Raw genomic sequence first — 15,148 nt, 5'->3', positions numbered from 1 at the left:
ATAACCTAAACACTTGAAAACACATCACCTCATCTTGCTTTTATTATTAGTATGCTGCCTGTCGTCGATAAAAACAGATGCCGCTACACCGCATATTGATACAACCCGTACACGCCAAAAGGCAAAGGAGGCACTCGTTTTTTGCAAGCGCAAAGGCTATAACACTCGCTATTGTATTCTGATTGATATGAGCCTGTCATCGGGCGTAAAACGCTTTGTAGTATGGGATTTTCGTGCCGATAGAATACACTTATCGGGCATGGTAAGCCATGGCTGCGGGAGTAGCCCGTGGTCGGGAATTTGGTCTAAAGACAGGCCTGAGTTCAGTAATCTGGATGGCAGCCATTGCACGGCCCTGGGTAAATACCGGATAGATGGGCGGGCTTACAGTGCCTGGGGGATCCATGTAAAATATTTTTTAGCCGGTTTAGAAAGCAGCAACAGCAACGCCCTCGGCCGGCAAATTGTTTTCCACTCCTGGGAGCAGGTGCCCGAGCAGGAGGTATATCCGGGTGGCACACCCGAAGGCTGGGGCTGCCCCGCAGTATCAAACAGTGTAATGAAGCTGACAGATGCGTTGCTGCGCAAGAAAAAGAAGCGTATGTTAATGTGGATCTATAACTGACCTATCTTTTTTCTACTCAATTTGATAGAATGTATGCATCCTGCTGACACAGGGTTGTCACTACCCGCGCGATCTTTGCCCGCCTAATACACATCACAAATATGGAAACCACACAATTAGAAAAATTCAACATCATTGGGCTTGCTATTCGTACCACAAATCAGAACGGACAATCAGGCATCGACATCCCCAAATTATGGAGCCGTTTTATGATGGAGAATGTTATTTCCCGCGTGCCCGGCAAGGTAGATAGTGCTATCTATTGCATTTATACCGATTATGAGGGCGATTATACCAAGCCTTACACTACCCTATTAGGTTTTAAGGTAGACAACCTGAACAATATCCCGGCAGGACTTACCGGTAAAGCATTTGATGCCGGTAAATACACCAACTTTAATGCAAAAGGAAAATTTGAAGACGGCGTGGTTTTCGCCATGTGGACCCGTATATGGGAATCAGACCTGCCTCGAAACTACATTGCCGATTTTGAGGTTTACGGTGAAAACACTGCCGACGGCGAGGTGCAGGTTGATATATTTATAGGGGTCGAGTAAAATTTCTTTCTCCGATTGTCGTTTATTTCCAACAAAACCGGCTCAATAGTCGCTTATTTGTCACACGTTAATATAGTTTAAACATTATCGGTTTAACTTTGTTATAATCGTTGCTGATTATAAATGGATTATAATCAATTATTCAACAACTAAACAGATTATGAAAATTCACTTATCGTTACCCCTGATGCTGATTGTGGCAGTGGCAACATCAAGCTGCGTTAGTAGTAAAAAATACAATGAACTACAGGGCAATTACACGCAGTTGCAGGATAAAACCCGCGATCTTAACCTGAAATACCTGCTGAGCGAAAAATCGCTGGCAGCGGCCAATAGCAGGATAAGCAGCCTCGAAGAACAAATAGCTTCTGAAAAAGCCAATTCTGCCGGTTTGCAATCTGCCTTAAACAAATGTTTATCGGGCAATAACCAGGGCAGTATCAACATAGCCAAACTGGTTGACGAAATAAATGCATCCAACAAATACATTAAACAACTGGTTGATACCAAAAACAAAAGCGACTCGCTTAATATGGTGTTAACTAACAACCTTACCCGCTCATTAAGTCGCGACGAGATGAAGGATGTTGACGTGCAGGTATTAAAAGGCGTGGTTTATATTTCACTTGCCGATAATATGCTGTACAAATCTGGTAGTTATGAAATATCTGACAAGGCCGGTGCTACCTTATCAAAAATTGCCAAGATCATCAAAGACTACTCAGGTTACGATGTACTGATAGAAGGTAATACCGATAATGTGCCAATCAAACAAACCAATATCCGCAACAACTGGGATTTGAGTTCGTTAAGAGCGGCATCAGTAGTTAACGCGCTGCAAACCAATTATGCTGTTGATCCTAAACGCTTAACAGCAGGTGGCCGCGGCGAGTATAACCCAATTGCTGATAACAGCAGCGAAGCCGGTAAAGCTAAGAACCGTCGTACTCAAATTATTATTACGCCTAAGCTTGATCAGTTTATGGACCTGATAGGTAAATCAACCGATCAATCGGCACAGCCTGCTCAACCAGCGCAGCCGGTTCAGCAAGATCAGCAAAAACAATAATTACAAGAACGTCATTCTATACAAAAAGCCGTTTTGCAGCCGCAAAACGGCTTTTTTGTGCGATAATTTCGCCGAAGTACCGACAGCACCCCTCGTTCACCGATAATTAGCCCTCGCTTACCGTTTTGTTTTTCATGCCGAAGCCTGCTTGATATAGTTTTACATCATGAAAAACATGATAAGCACCGATATGGAACAGGATATAAAAGCTGTGCTAAAAATAAATAGCCGCATTTGCAAAGCCTTTGAAACCGTCGACTTTAGAGGCGCCGCTGCATATTTAACACCCGATTGCAATTACATCACCTTTAACGGCGATCATTTAAAAGGCCGCTATGCCTATGTTAAAACCCATGAGGAACTGATGAACAGTTTCTTTTTCAGGGGGGCAAGGCTTGAAGCCCAGGTAACAGAAGCCCGCTTTCTAAATGACGATACCGCCGTTGTTATAGCTACCGGGGCCATAAAGCTACGCTGGCAAAAAGAAGCACCAGCAAGTCGCCGGTCAATTACCACCTCAGTTTTTGTGCGTGAAGATGACGACCAATGGCGCCTGGCCTCGTTCCACAATTGCCGAATCAAAAAGTTCAGTCCGTTTGCAAAATGGCTGATGAAGATATTTAAAAGTTAATCTCCTAACCTTGCATCACCATGAGCACAGCGGCCCTAAAGCCTAACTGTGCTATGTGCGTTTATACTATTCTTCCTGCAAAAGGATATCCATATCCTTCATCAACTGTTCGGTTTGCTCCTCTTTGGTGCCATCATAAGCGCCGCGTACCCTTTTCTGTTTATCTACCAATACCAAATACCCCTGGTGCACATAACCACCGGGCGCTTTAGCATCAGCACTTACACTTACGAGGTAGTCACGCTGTGCCAGCCCGTAAATTTCTTCCTTACTGCCATGCACAAACTGCCATTGCTGTCCGCTTATGCCCAACCTGGTGGCGTAGGCTTTTAGCACATGCGGCACATCGTACTTAAAATCGATACTGTGCGATAGCAGCATTACATTTTTATTGTCCTTATACTTTTCGTACACCTTTAACAAATTGCGGTGCATAATGGGGCAAATAGAAGGGCATGAGGTAAAAAAGAAATCGGCCACGTAAATTTTACCATCAAATAAATGATTATCTATCATGGTGCTATCCTGGTTTAAAAACCTGAAGGCCGGGATGGTTTTGTATACGGTATCGGTAACCGTTTTGCCACCTACTATTTTCTCTACGGCTTCGCGACTGCCGTAAATAGGCAGTTTGGCTTGCTTAGGTTTGCAGGCGGCAAAAATTGTTATCGCCATGCATAAACATATCAGTTGTTTCATCGTCCTTACATTTTCATATCGTGGTGATGAGCCATACCCGTACCGGCAGTAGTATCGGCCTTGATATTGTATTGCTTCAAATAATTGGCAGATGCAGCAATGGCTTTTTTATACAAGCTGTCTACCTTTTTTACTTTCAGCATTTCCGCATCAAAATACTTGGATGCTTCAGCGTTGCTTTTACCTTGCACATCGGCATTAAAGGCATGCATCCAATTGTTCATTTCATCGTCGGCAGCATCAAGGTCTTTTACCAACACCGCTATTTGCTGCTTTATGGCGATGGTATCTGTAGCAGGCTGGGCTTTTTTCAAAGCCGACAAACCGGTTTGAGCTAAAGTATCCAGCTTCATTTTGTTATTCATGGCCCGTTCGCCGTCTATCATAATCTTATCGTGCAGATCGAGCACCTTTTGGCGGCTTTCCTTGTAATCGGGTTCGTTGGTACAGGCTTGTAATAGCGCTGCGGCTAAAATTAGAGTGGCTATTATATGGTTTTTAAATAGTTTCATGGTTGTTTGTTAATATTAGAAATAGAATAATGATGGAGCATCCCCCGGTTAATTTCACTCATCCGGTCTCGGCTTCGCCCGACCACCTTCTCTGGCGCGCAAAGACGGGTTTTATTATTTTCACCATCTTTGCGAAGCAGAGAGGGTCGACCAGCGTAGCGGAGTCGGGGTGAGTTGCCTATGCAAGCTGCCTTAACTTAAGGACACGGGATGACGCATGCAAAAGCGCACGTGCGAACATTCGCATATCATCGACAATAAATATTTGAAGAGATCACCCTACCTGTGGCGGATGGAATATGCCCGATGCCCTGTTAACCGGACTTTTGATGGGGCTTTGCGGATATGTTATTTTATAATAAACAGGCGCTTTGAAGCTAATGCTTAGCTTACGTGTGGTAAGCGCTTCCTGGTAACGGTTCTTTTGATCTTCGCGTTCCTGCTTTTTCTCTTTTTCTTCGGCTTGTTTAAGCTTTTTGGCAAGGTAGCACCTGCCGTTGCAATGCAACTCGGGGCGGGCCTTATTTATACAGAGGTTATTGATAATGTATTGCTTATTTACCTCGTAACCCGCACAAACAAAAAAACGCGAAAAGTTTGAACCGATCAGCGTAAAAATGAGGCATATGGTAAGTAAGCGTTGCAGCATTAGTGCGGCAAAGGTATATAGTTTTTAATTTAATACCGCATAGCTATGTAATTTGCGGAATACCCTAAATAGAAATCTTAACGTGATCTTTCTACGGGTGCGCTTTTGTGTGACAGGGGCATCGCATGTGAGCGGTTGCATTGACCCAGCGCAACGTAAATAATAATAAAGATAACAATTGTTGAAAAGCAGCCACCACCCAGTTTTTTAGCGCCCCAGGCAGCTATAATTCCTCTGAAAAAGTTATTCATAACAAAACGTTTGTTATACAACCCCAATTGAGTATGTATAGTTTTACTCTATGATAATGATTATTTGTAATTCAATATAAAGGCTTTGTAAAATCACAGCAAACCTGCTATCTATATTAGCCATTACGCCTTCATTATTTGAATCGTTTTTGTATTTCTTTCCCTTTAATCAATGTTCATATTAAAAATACCAGCTTTTGGGTATTGTTACACTTTGAAAACGTATACACCTTTATTGGTAACATAAATCGAATATAAAAATGGAAATAAACGCACCTGAATCCACTTTCGCATCCAGACTAACACAAATACAACTCTCGGCTGATATCCCTACTCCACAGAGTCATTTACAAAACCTTGTCAGTAAAGGTAAAACAGCAAAAGATTATTATTTGACATCTACAGATCCTGCAGCTGGGAGTAGCTTTAAAGAAAGAATGGATAATTTAAAAGCTTACATTAAAGAAGAGTTCAAGAGTTTTTCGTCAAAACGGGCCTTAGAGTACGCTACCCTGGAGTGGACATTTAGCAGCTTTGATTGGGCAACAGGACATCATGCCACTAAAACAGAAGTTATTGCAATCAATACGTACATTTTTACCAAGATATCAAGGACAACAAATGGAGATTGGAAAGGGGGGCCAATTATAAATGGAGTAGATCAAAAAACATGGATATCAGGTGATATTGCTGGTGGTAATGTAACCTGGACTACCGGCGGTCATGGAAAGGCAGAAACAAAATGGACGATATGGGCAAAGCTTGATAATGAATATATATTAAATATGATTCAAAATGAATTAAATAATATAAAAGCTCAACTAAATTTGTTAAATGTCCCGACGGATGTTTGATGGATTTTGTAAAGCATTATAGATTATTTCAAAATTGTAAAGGGATGCTACTGATAGGGTTATAATTAATTAATAAGCCCTTTCGGTTAGTGCTGATTATTACCTGGTATTAAAAAATCACAGCAATTTCCTTGTTGACGTAAAAAAACAAAACCGCTCTTAGAAAATGGAGCGGTTTTTATTTATAAGAAGGATTGCGTTTAATATCACTTCATTTTTACATCATTTCCCATCATGCCAATCAATTTTAAATACATATGATTCTGAAACTTTTCCACCGTTAACGTTCAAATCCGCTGAGCTATAGAAATAGGCTGGCTTGCCATTCAGCATCAAAATTGCGGGGCGTTCAAGTTTGCCCGATGCGTCCCTGTTAAAAACACCCGGTTTGGAAAGCAGCTTTTTATGATCCTCCGCTGTTCCCCAATAATCTAATATATTCCCCATGGCTATTTTTGAATCAGCCAGTTTAAAATCTAACCCAGTCTTTGACTTCCACAAGGTAATATCACCATAGATGCCCGTATTGCCGCCAAGGTTATCGGTAGTCAATAAATAGTATTTGTTTCCCCATTTAAATGCCTGCGCGTCTTCAAGGTATGATACATTGTCAGTTATCGGATGATCGCTCAGCGTGTATGGCCCTTCTAATTTATCGGCCACCGCGTAACCATATTTCGACTCCATTTGCCCCGGGGTGCCCGATTTGAAATATACATAATACTTCTTCCCTATCTTCACAAATGCCGGGTTATCGGCACCGATAGCGCCTTGATACGTCCAATGTTTTGAGTCGTTGGAAGTTTGAATAATGATACCGCCTTTGTCGCCTACAAATTTCCAGGGGCCTTCCAGCTTATCGGCAACCATCATCCCGATCCTCTGCTTTGTTTCTTTTGACGGATTTTGACAAATGTAGAGCAGGATGTATTTGCCATCCACATATTCGAGGCGGGGATTATGCGGCCCCCACATTGTTTTTTGATCGGTAAACATGGACGATTTCAGAACGGTGGTCACATATTTAAAAGGCCCCTCCGGGCGGTCGCTAACAAAATGTGCTATTTCGGCATTAGGCCCGGTCCAGCCTTCCATCCCTTCTGCCGCAGGCCAGCGCGCACCGAAGATGTGAATTTTACCATCTTTTCCCTGTATCGGCGATGCGCACCAGTTATACCAATTTGAATCGGCTACTGCCGGGCCAATATACTTTGCAGTTAAGGCCATGTGGGCGTACGGTACCTTTGTTGGTTTACCTTTGGCTGTTGGTAGCTGATGGCCATTTTTATCCTGGGCAAGCAATCGGTTACTTACCAGTGCGCAGGCAAAAAATAAACATACAGCAAGCAGCTGCATTGCAGTTGATTTGGTTTTCATTTTCAGAGTTCTATAATTGGACTTATGCTTTCAAAAATATGCTGCCTTTACAAACAATAAAATGGATAAAGCGCTGAACGTAATGGATTATTGCATAAACGTTGGCAAACGTTACACGGAAACAAAATGTACGTTTATTGTATAAATGATATCTGACGTGTTTGCGATGAGATTGATGTTTTATTTTGGTTGTCTGTTGAAGGAAAGTTTTAATTTAGTAAAATTGCAATCAGGGTAGTGAGAGTTACCATAATTTCAGAATTAAACTACCAACACCTAAGCATCAAAAGATATTACATAAATGAGCCAAAAAGAATTAGCAGAGCTAACAAACGAAGAGCTGTTACAGGAAACAAAAAAAACTAAATCCACCAAAATTTTCGATGCCGCCATCTTTGGCTTTTTGATTGGCGTTGCCGTTTATAGTGCCGTAAGAAATGGTTTCGGATTGTTAACTTTTCTTCCCCTGATATACATACCAATAGCCGCAAAGAATAAGGCAAGAAGTAAAGATTTGGAAGTATTATTAAAGGAAAGAAATTTAAAATAGGCCTCCCTCCTCCTGCAAATAACATCATATAATCTTTTGCAATTCTCATTTTCCGCAAGGCTATTTTTATAGCGTTGGCGCAAGTTTGCCAAGCCCTTTTTTTGGCGGGTTACTCCCGTTGTCATCTTTTAAGGCCCTTAAATAAGTCACATTGGAATAAAAATGCAAATAAACTTGCGCAACTCAAAAGTTGCACATATATTTGCAACCAGCGGGTTGCTTAAATGCGCCCGGGCAAAAAATGAAACAAGATATATTCCAGGCCATATCCGACCCAACACGCAGGGCTATTTTAGCTTTGCTGGCTATTCAGACATTAACGCCTAATGCCATGGCAGATAAATTTGATATGAGCAGGCAGGCCGTATCAAAACATATTAAAGTATTACACGAATGCGAACTGATAAAGCCAGAACAATCAGGCAGGGAAATTTATTATCACTTTAACGCGAAAAAAATGCAGGAGTTTGACCATTGGTTAGCTCAATTCAGAAAAAGCTGGGAAACTCAATTCAATCAACTCGACCAATTATTAACAACCATTAAAGAACAGGAATAATGAACAACGATTTGCTATTTGATTTTAATGTTGACAAAGCCGCGAAAACGGTTTATATAACCAGGGAGTTTAATGCAGGGCAATCTTTAGTATGGGATGCCTTTACCAATGCCGAACTGCTTGACCAATGGGGAGCGCCCGCACCTATGCGCGCCAAAACCAAGTACATGAATTTTGAAGTAGGCGGGCGGCGCTTTTACGCTATGATAAGTCCCGACGGGCAGGAGCGCTGGTCGGTGCAGGAATTTACATCCATTACCCCAAAAACCAATTTTAAGATGTACAACGCCTTTGCTGATAAAGACGAAAACAGGGAACTGCCGGGTTCTGAATGGGATTACAATTTCAGCGAACAAAATGGTATAACCAAAGTACACATTGTCATTTTTAATGAATCTTTCGAGCGATTGGAGAAATTATTGGAAGGCTTTAAGATCGGGTTTACCATGACCTTAAAAAACCTGGAAGAGCTGTTAACCACTTTGTCGTAAAAACTATAAAAGGAAATTATAATCACATTTAACAATAAAAATTATGAGAGCAATTAATCCCTGGATTAACTTCAATGGCAATGCCGAAGAAGCATTCACTTTTTACAAATCAGTTTTTGGCGGAGAATTTGCAAAGATCGTTCGCTTCGGTGACCTGTCGAGCGATGAATTCCCTGTAGCGGAAAACGACGCGAACAAGATCATGTACATCGCTTTGCCCATTGGCAAAAACAATGTGTTAATAGCCAATGATGTTCCCGAATTTATGGGACGGGTAAGCGAAAACGAAAACAGATCTAAAATATTGGTTAGTGCCGAAAGCCGTGAAGAAGCCGACAAGGTATTTAACGGATTATCAGCAGGTGGTGATGTTGAGGGAGAAATTGGCGACAGTCCATGGGGAACCTATGGCGGCATGTTCAGGGATAAATATGGCATTGAATGGATTGTGGAATTTGACCCCGCTTTATAATTGACGGCGAAAATAAACTCGCCGGTGCAAACGTGCAGCGTGTTCCGATAACAACAAGAAGCCGCTTTATGAAAGTAAAGCGGCTTCTTGTTTGATAAGCTACCAAAGAGGAATACCTTTTGAAAGTTATTTACTAAATGTGAGGATATTTAAGGGTGATTATATTAAATTACACGCAGCAATTCAATGTTTGCTAAAATCCATCAAGCCTTAATTATCATAAATGAGAATACGATTAATCTTAACACTTACTATTTCAATAACAATGCTCTTAGGGTTGGCAAAAGCCACTACTACTGAAAAGCCAATACCACGAAATATCAAACTAATTGCTGTTTTGAAAGACAAAAAAGGAAACGAACTGGGCAAAGTTTATATTGAAGACTTTAAAAAGGATGTTTTTAAGAAATTGTTAATCACGAAAAGAAGGAACGGGAAAACAGACACTTTATATTTTATTGATAACTATGTTTTTAAAAATTCGAAAGGCGTTGATATTACGTTTGATGCAAAAACATTTAATGGTTATAAAATTGAATGGATTAAAGATGATGCGTTACAGTTATTTGGCATAGGAAAGGGTGCAAACGGCGCATCTGATCCGGTTATAATTGCATGGCGCTACAAAAAGAAAGTATTTGAAGTTTTTTTTGAATCGCCTTGATAACTTGTAAAGTTTTGAACACAAAAAAACCTTACTGAAGTGCAAGGCTTTTTTATGCCAAAACGAAAAAATCTCAGAACCTCTTACCGAGTTTTTAGAAGTAGTAAAATAATTTGAATAGCCATTGATATTGAATAACATACTATATTTTACCAGGTTGCGTTTCATATTTTCAAACAGATTGGAATAACTAAATCGACACGGACTAAACCTGTATTAAAATGAACGTTACCGCTCAACTGAAGCTACTGTTCCTGTTCGTTATTTATTTCTTCTATGCCGAACTTGTACAAGCCCAGACAGTACAGGGCAAAATATATGAGATGGGTACTAAAAATGCTATCTCATCCGCTGAAATTTCAATAATATCAAAAGCCGAACATGTGTATACCGACACTAACGGCAATTTTCAAATAAAAGCAGCAATTAATGATTTACTGGTAATTGCTGCAAAAGGCTACAGGTCAGATACTATTTTGTTAACCAACCTCAAGTTTAAACAAATCTACCTGCTGCAAATTGAACGCTGGCTTGCGGGGGTGAAAATTAACGCGAACAAGGCAGTATCAACTAAAACTTTTCAATATCAAGACCCTGATTTTCATAACCAAACGGTGAAAAAGCAAATGGACGATGACGGAAACTATAAAGGCGGGTTAAGCTTAAGGCTTTGGTATTGGAAAAAGGATGAGAAAAGGAAGAAGAAAATTGAGAAATTAATCAATGATGAAGAAACTGCTATAAACATCGACAGGGTTTTTTGTAAGGATACTGTTCAAAAGTACATCCCTGTAGGCGATGAAGAAATTAACAGTTTTATAAAACGTTACAAACCAAGTCTGGCTGTTTTCCAGGCAAATTCTTTTAACTTATTATTGTATTTAAACAGTGCGTATAAAAATTTCAAAACGCTTTCTAAAGACGAACGGATTCGATCTGAACTGTTTTGATACAGTAAATGCAGTTTCTGAAGCAAAGAGAAAGGCAAATCAAAAACTTTGACTTGCCTCTTAAAATAGCCATAGGAGAATCCACTCGAATGCCATTTAGCAGACTTGAGACTATGGCGAGTTAGTATATTGGCTCAGTCTTGTTCCGGCTTAAAAGGAAAGAATTAGAAGTGTAAATGAATGCATATTTTCTACTCACTTCTTAAACTTTTTACCGGGTTGGCAATAGCAGCCCTCAAGGTTTGGAAGCTTAAAGTAAACAATGCCGTCACCAGCATGCCTGCGCCGCTGATAACGAAGACCCACCAACTGATAGCTACATGATCAACAAAACTTTCCATCCATTTATTCATGGCATACCATGCAACCGGCGTTACTAAGATAAAGGCCAGTAAAATGAGCCATACCAGTTCTGTGGATAGCAAGGTTAAAATTTGTGTAACAGTAGCGCCAAGCACCTTACGTATACCAATTTCTTTGGCGCGTTGGTTGGTTGTATAAATTGCAAGGCCCAATAAACCAAGGCAACTAATAAATATTGATAAGCCTGTAGCCCACGTTAATAAGGTTGATGTGTGTTGTTCTTCCTCGTAAAACTGGGCTATCGTTTCATCATAAAACTGGCAATCGAAATCATCGTCGGGATAAACCTTTTTCCAGGCTTTGGCCATCCGCGCAATCGTAGTTTTCCATTCGTTACCATCGGCAGTTTGAGGTTTTAAACTAACATGTAAAGTTCGCATCTCCCCGTATTTTTCGCTACCCCATGAAATAGCTGACGGATAGATTGGCGAATGTAGCGATCGCTGGTTAAAATCGGCTACTACGCCGATAATACTAATATTTCTGCGCCCGCTAAACTTGTCTAATTGTTTCCCTATAGCATCACCGGGATGCTTAAAGCCTAATAATTTCGCGTATGTATTATTAATAATAATGGCTTTTCCGGTATCTGATTCGAGTATGTTTCTGCCCGCGAGCAATTTTAGCTGATATGTTTTGATGAAATTTTCATCGCCCGTTTTAACTACTATTTCCTCTGTTACTATTTCCTTTTTTCCGGCATTATAAACACTGCGCGTTCTGTTAAAAACGTCAGACGAAGGCGGGTCGCTGCCTAAGCCTACCAAGGCAACTCCGGGTATTGATTGAAAGCTATTCAACAGTGCCTTATTATCGCGGAGCGTGGCGGCCTTCCATGGAGCATTAACCACCAGGATGGCATCTTTTTTAAACCCGAGTTCTTTATTTAATACGTAATGGATTTGCCTGCTTACCAAAACAGTTGCCATAATAAAAAACTGTGCTACCACAAACTGAGAAACCGTAAGCGATTTACGCAGCCATGCATGTCGTGTTTTGCTGCTATCACTTTGTGCCTGTTTTTTCAATACCGAAACAGGTTTGTAACCCGACAGCATAAGGGCCGGATAAAAACCCGATAAAACGGTTACCACAACTGTTAAAATCAGCAGAAACAGCATGATTTCCGGTTGATGCAGAAAATCTACGCGGATATCGGGGAGGATAAAGTCGGAGAATAGGTTTAAAATAACCGGTGCAAGTAAAACGGAGATAACAACCGCGAAAAGGGTTATCAAAAATGTTTCGCTTAAAAACTGTACTATCAATTGCGCACGGGTGCCACCCATTGTTTTACGAATGCCAATTTCTTTTGCCCTTTGGCCGGCCTGGGCGGTAGTTAAATTAACAAAGTTGATGCAGGCCAGCAGCAACAGGAAACCGGCTATAGCCAATAAACCATAGTCGGCGGTTTTGTTTGCCGGCGATGAAAAACTGAAAATATTATAATCCGCGTTGAAGTGAAGATCATCTAATGGCTGCAAGCGTAAGTTTACATTGTTGGCAAGCGCCCTGTCATCGCGCGGGGGTGGGTTATTTTCCTTATAAAGGGTATTCATTTGTTTTAAAACCTTAGCTGCCGAAATGCCGGGCATCAACTTTACAAAAACCTCTGAACCCGAAAAAATGTGCCCCCAATTAGTTATGTGTGACGATGCGGCAAAACTTTTGTTTGTGGTTATGGTGCTGATAGATACGAAACCGTGAAAGGCAAAGTCGGTATTTTGTGTAAGCGTTTGTACAATGCCGCTAACTGTTGTTGTTAGTGTATCATAGGTAACCGTTTTACCTATCATGTCTTTATATTTTAACGCCGGGAAATACAACCTGGCTTGTTGCGATGTTAGCACTACCTGGTTAGGTTCATCAAGCGCATGCTGCCGCGAACCGGCAAGCCATACATAGTTAAAAGCCTTAAAGTATTGCTGGGCGGTAAATGTCATCCCGTTCTGATCTTTAAACCGCTTTTGCTTATTGTTGATATAAACAAAATGAGGCCAAAACTCATAGATAGGTACAGTGGCCTCAATACCCGTTACCTGGTTTTTAATTGCACCGGCCAAAGGGCCCGGCACTCCGCTGGAATGAATTTTTTGCCCGTTAGACAGCTCCATATCCATAACCACACGGCAAATACGGTCGTTGTCTTTATGAAATTTATCGAACGTAAAATCATAGTTCACTATAAGGTAAATTACTACCGAGGCGCTGATGCCTATAGATAAATCGGCAATGTTTATTATCGTAAAAAGCTTATGCTTCCAAAATCCTCTGAATGCTGTTTTTAAATAATTTCTGAACATAAAATTGTAATTAAATTTCGAGGCAGTCCACTTCAGTGTGGATTGATTGCCCGAAACTACCGTTGCAAAGCGGCCATTACGTCCCATATTATAAGTTGGGAACTCTTTTTTCAGTTCAATTTTATATTCGGCGGGGCTTTTACCGGTCATTTCCTTAAAGATCCGGTTAAAGGTGCTTTTTGAGTTGAAACCGGAATCGTAGGCAATACCCAACAGGGTAATATGATCGTTTGCCGGATCCTGCATTTTTCGGATAACCTCTGCAACACGGTATTCGCTGATAAAATCGTTAAAGCTTTTTTGGAGTGCTGTGTTAATTATCCGCGATAATTCATGCGGGCTCATATCAAGCTTTTCGGCCAGCAAACTTAAATTGAGTTCCGGGTCCTGGTAGTACCTATTGACTTTCATCGTATTCTTCAGCCAAATGCCTTTTTGCCTCAGCTCCGCCGGAATCAATGATTTTAAAAACAATGGCGCATCTGCCTGCACATTATCCCCCGGCCTCAGAAAAACCACGGCGCCCATTCCAATGCTAACTACAGCCAACAGCAGGTGTAATAGATAATAAGGGTGTGCGCCCGGTTGGTTGTGGCAGTAAAAATAATCTGCGGCAGCAAAAGGAATCCATAACAGCCACACCAATCCGAAGGTTAACAGTAAATTACGCAGCCATTGCAGTTCGTTCCGGGGGCGGTCACCCCAATTAAATTTGAGTTGCCGGTAAAAACGCTCTATCTGTATAAAGCACAGGCACAGGTAAATGCTAACCGAAAAAAACGCCAGAAATTGGAGTACGAGATTTAACTGTTGAAATGTGTGGGTATTATAGGTTGCCCCACCCGTTTTCATACTTTCTTTAACCGCCAATACATGAGCGCCCAGCTCCAGCAACAGCGGACTGAAGTGCAGCAAATCCTTACCCCTGAATTTGTATTCAGGCCGGGTTATTTTGAGCACATAAAAGAAGATAAGCGGGCCGGTTGCCAGCGAAAATTGAAGCGGCAGCCAACCCCAGTGCGGGAAATAGGTGTTCAGGCCGATATCGATGCCTAATGTTTCCGTCATCCATAAAACCGCTGTGCCTAATGCCAGAGCAAAAAAACGGTTTGCCGTCCGCTTTGTTTTGGGGCTAAACCACAACAACAGCATGAAATTTAGGCCGATAAATATTGCCCCCAAAAGCGCTAAGTGGTAGGCGTTAATATGAAAGATATATGGATTCAGTTGCAACATCTATCCCGGTCGTTTCTCCTGTTTACTGTTTGTTGAAATATAGCTTTTTTACAGCAAATACACTGTTCATTATTAACTCTTGAAAGATGCAATCAATACACTGTAAACGAATATAAAGATAAAAGCACCAGGAGGCGAGCGTTATTTTATATTTCCATAGTCTTTTAGCCCCAAGCACATTAACACCTGTTTTTATTGAAGAAAGCCGGGATATATTAAATAGCAGCCGGGATGTAATTTGTTGATTTATTTTAAATTTACCTTGCATAAAAAAACCACCAATCGTGTATGATGATGGTTTTTATACCCCAAGTGGAGATTCTCTGAACACTTATC

16 protein-coding genes are annotated in these 15,148 nt (G+C 41.0%); 11 read left to right on the top strand and 5 right to left on the bottom strand.

The window, feature by feature from the left end; translation table 11 throughout:
• Positions 1-13: 13 nt before the first annotated feature.
• The 4 genes from ABD894_RS23180 (at position 14) to ABD894_RS23165 (ending at position 2,882) form a co-directional block, all read left to right on the top strand.
• A complete protein-coding gene (locus ABD894_RS23180) occupies positions 14-625 on the top strand; it encodes a murein L,D-transpeptidase catalytic domain-containing protein (protein ID WP_345213472.1) in 612 nt (203 codons plus the stop codon).
• 101 nt (positions 626-726) lie between these two features.
• Positions 727-1,182 carry a GyrI-like domain-containing protein gene (locus ABD894_RS23175; RefSeq protein ID WP_345213471.1) on the top strand — a complete coding sequence of 152 codons (456 nt, stop codon included), beginning with the start codon at positions 727-729 and terminating at the stop codon, positions 1,180-1,182.
• Positions 1,183-1,342: 160 nt separating this feature from the next.
• Positions 1,343-2,251, top strand: coding sequence for an OmpA/MotB family protein (locus ABD894_RS23170; RefSeq protein ID WP_345213470.1), 909 nt, complete (start codon positions 1,343-1,345; stop codon positions 2,249-2,251).
• 166 nt (positions 2,252-2,417) lie between these two features.
• Complete coding sequence (locus ABD894_RS23165; RefSeq protein ID WP_345213469.1) at positions 2,418-2,882, top strand: YybH family protein; 465 nt, start codon at positions 2,418-2,420, stop codon at positions 2,880-2,882.
• Positions 2,883-2,948: 66 nt separating this feature from the next.
• On the opposite strand, the gene ABD894_RS23160 is transcribed toward ABD894_RS23165, so the two are convergent.
• The 3 genes from ABD894_RS23160 to ABD894_RS23150 form a co-directional block, all read right to left on the bottom strand.
• Complete coding sequence (locus ABD894_RS23160; RefSeq protein WP_345213468.1) at positions 2,949-3,557, bottom strand: SCO family protein; 609 nt, start codon at positions 3,555-3,557, stop codon at positions 2,949-2,951.
• Between the two features lie 29 nt (positions 3,558-3,586).
• Positions 3,587-4,093 carry a hypothetical protein gene (locus tag ABD894_RS23155; RefSeq protein WP_345213467.1) on the bottom strand — a complete coding sequence of 169 codons (507 nt, stop codon included), beginning with the start codon at positions 4,091-4,093 and terminating at the stop codon, positions 3,587-3,589.
• A 274-nt stretch (positions 4,094-4,367) separates the two neighbouring features.
• Positions 4,368-4,742, bottom strand: a complete 375-nt coding sequence (locus ABD894_RS23150; protein ID WP_345213466.1) for a hypothetical protein — start codon at positions 4,740-4,742, stop codon at positions 4,368-4,370.
• Between the two features lie 511 nt (positions 4,743-5,253).
• On the opposite strand from ABD894_RS23150, the gene ABD894_RS23145 reads away from it, so the two are divergent.
• Positions 5,254-5,847 carry a hypothetical protein gene (locus ABD894_RS23145; RefSeq protein ID WP_345213465.1) on the top strand — a complete coding sequence of 198 codons (594 nt, stop codon included), beginning with the start codon at positions 5,254-5,256 and terminating at the stop codon, positions 5,845-5,847.
• Between the two features lie 222 nt (positions 5,848-6,069).
• Here the strand turns inward: ABD894_RS23145 and ABD894_RS23140 are convergent, their stop codons facing one another.
• Positions 6,070-7,224, bottom strand: a complete 1,155-nt coding sequence (locus tag ABD894_RS23140; protein WP_345213464.1) for a glycoside hydrolase family protein — start codon at positions 7,222-7,224, stop codon at positions 6,070-6,072.
• A 301-nt stretch (positions 7,225-7,525) separates the two neighbouring features.
• On the opposite strand from ABD894_RS23140, the gene ABD894_RS23135 reads away from it, so the two are divergent.
• The 6 genes from ABD894_RS23135 (at position 7,526) to ABD894_RS23110 (ending at position 10,910) form a co-directional block, all read left to right on the top strand.
• Positions 7,526-7,774, top strand: coding sequence for a hypothetical protein (locus ABD894_RS23135; RefSeq protein ID WP_345213463.1), 249 nt, complete (start codon positions 7,526-7,528; stop codon positions 7,772-7,774).
• Positions 7,775-8,015: 241 nt separating this feature from the next.
• A complete protein-coding gene (locus tag ABD894_RS23130; RefSeq protein WP_345213462.1) occupies positions 8,016-8,333 on the top strand; it encodes an ArsR/SmtB family transcription factor in 318 nt (105 codons plus the stop codon).
• Positions 8,333-8,824 carry an SRPBCC family protein gene (locus ABD894_RS23125; RefSeq protein ID WP_345213461.1) on the top strand — a complete coding sequence of 164 codons (492 nt, stop codon included), beginning with the start codon at positions 8,333-8,335 and terminating at the stop codon, positions 8,822-8,824. The genes ABD894_RS23130 and ABD894_RS23125 overlap by 1 nt, the downstream gene beginning before the upstream one ends.
• Before the next feature lie 43 nt (positions 8,825-8,867).
• Complete coding sequence (locus ABD894_RS23120) at positions 8,868-9,296, top strand: VOC family protein (protein ID WP_345213460.1); 429 nt, start codon at positions 8,868-8,870, stop codon at positions 9,294-9,296.
• Between the two features lie 223 nt (positions 9,297-9,519).
• Positions 9,520-9,960 carry a hypothetical protein gene (locus ABD894_RS23115; RefSeq protein ID WP_345213459.1) on the top strand — a complete coding sequence of 147 codons (441 nt, stop codon included), beginning with the start codon at positions 9,520-9,522 and terminating at the stop codon, positions 9,958-9,960.
• A gap of 221 nt (positions 9,961-10,181) precedes the next feature.
• Complete coding sequence (locus ABD894_RS23110; RefSeq protein WP_345213458.1) at positions 10,182-10,910, top strand: carboxypeptidase-like regulatory domain-containing protein; 729 nt, start codon at positions 10,182-10,184, stop codon at positions 10,908-10,910.
• 191 nt (positions 10,911-11,101) lie between these two features.
• Here the strand turns inward: ABD894_RS23110 and ABD894_RS23105 are convergent, their stop codons facing one another.
• Positions 11,102-14,644 carry an FtsX-like permease family protein gene (locus ABD894_RS23105; RefSeq protein ID WP_345213457.1) on the bottom strand — a complete coding sequence of 1,181 codons (3,543 nt, stop codon included), beginning with the start codon at positions 14,642-14,644 and terminating at the stop codon, positions 11,102-11,104.
• Positions 14,645-15,148 lie beyond the last annotated feature (504 nt).

The organism is Mucilaginibacter gynuensis (genome assembly GCF_039541195.1).
Classification (GTDB): domain Bacteria; phylum Bacteroidota; class Bacteroidia; order Sphingobacteriales; family Sphingobacteriaceae; genus Mucilaginibacter; species Mucilaginibacter gynuensis.
The sequence above is the reverse complement of the archived record's forward strand: the minus strand, read 5'-3'. Positions and strand labels throughout refer to the sequence as shown.

What these genes read in the sequence shown, in the direction of transcription:
- ABD894_RS23175 (WP_345213471.1), top strand. Translation starts at nt 727, where the DNA reads ATGGAAACCACACAATTAGAAAAATTCAACATCATTGGGCTTGCTATT.
- ABD894_RS23170 (WP_345213470.1), top strand. Translation starts at nt 1,343, where the DNA reads ATGAAAATTCACTTATCGTTACCCCTGATGCTGATTGTGGCAGTGGCA.
- ABD894_RS23165 (WP_345213469.1), top strand. Translation starts at nt 2,418, where the DNA reads ATGAAAAACATGATAAGCACCGATATGGAACAGGATATAAAAGCTGTG.
- ABD894_RS23160 (WP_345213468.1), bottom strand. Translation starts at nt 3,557, where the DNA reads ATGGCGATAACAATTTTTGCCGCCTGCAAACCTAAGCAAGCCAAACTG.
- ABD894_RS23155 (WP_345213467.1), bottom strand. Translation starts at nt 4,093, where the DNA reads ATGAAACTATTTAAAAACCATATAATAGCCACTCTAATTTTAGCCGCA.
- ABD894_RS23150 (WP_345213466.1), bottom strand. Translation starts at nt 4,742, where the DNA reads ATGCTGCAACGCTTACTTACCATATGCCTCATTTTTACGCTGATCGGT.
- ABD894_RS23145 (WP_345213465.1), top strand. Translation starts at nt 5,254, where the DNA reads ATGGAAATAAACGCACCTGAATCCACTTTCGCATCCAGACTAACACAA.
- ABD894_RS23140 (WP_345213464.1), bottom strand. Translation starts at nt 7,224, where the DNA reads ATGAAAACCAAATCAACTGCAATGCAGCTGCTTGCTGTATGTTTATTT.
- ABD894_RS23135 (WP_345213463.1), top strand. Translation starts at nt 7,526, where the DNA reads ATGAGCCAAAAAGAATTAGCAGAGCTAACAAACGAAGAGCTGTTACAG.
- ABD894_RS23130 (WP_345213462.1), top strand. Translation starts at nt 8,016, where the DNA reads ATGAAACAAGATATATTCCAGGCCATATCCGACCCAACACGCAGGGCT.
- ABD894_RS23125 (WP_345213461.1), top strand. Translation starts at nt 8,333, where the DNA reads ATGAACAACGATTTGCTATTTGATTTTAATGTTGACAAAGCCGCGAAA.
- ABD894_RS23120 (WP_345213460.1), top strand. Translation starts at nt 8,868, where the DNA reads ATGAGAGCAATTAATCCCTGGATTAACTTCAATGGCAATGCCGAAGAA.
- ABD894_RS23115 (WP_345213459.1), top strand. Translation starts at nt 9,520, where the DNA reads ATGAGAATACGATTAATCTTAACACTTACTATTTCAATAACAATGCTC.
- ABD894_RS23110 (WP_345213458.1), top strand. Translation starts at nt 10,182, where the DNA reads ATGAACGTTACCGCTCAACTGAAGCTACTGTTCCTGTTCGTTATTTAT.
- ABD894_RS23105 (WP_345213457.1), bottom strand. Translation starts at nt 14,644, where the DNA reads ATGACGGAAACATTAGGCATCGATATCGGCCTGAACACCTATTTCCCG.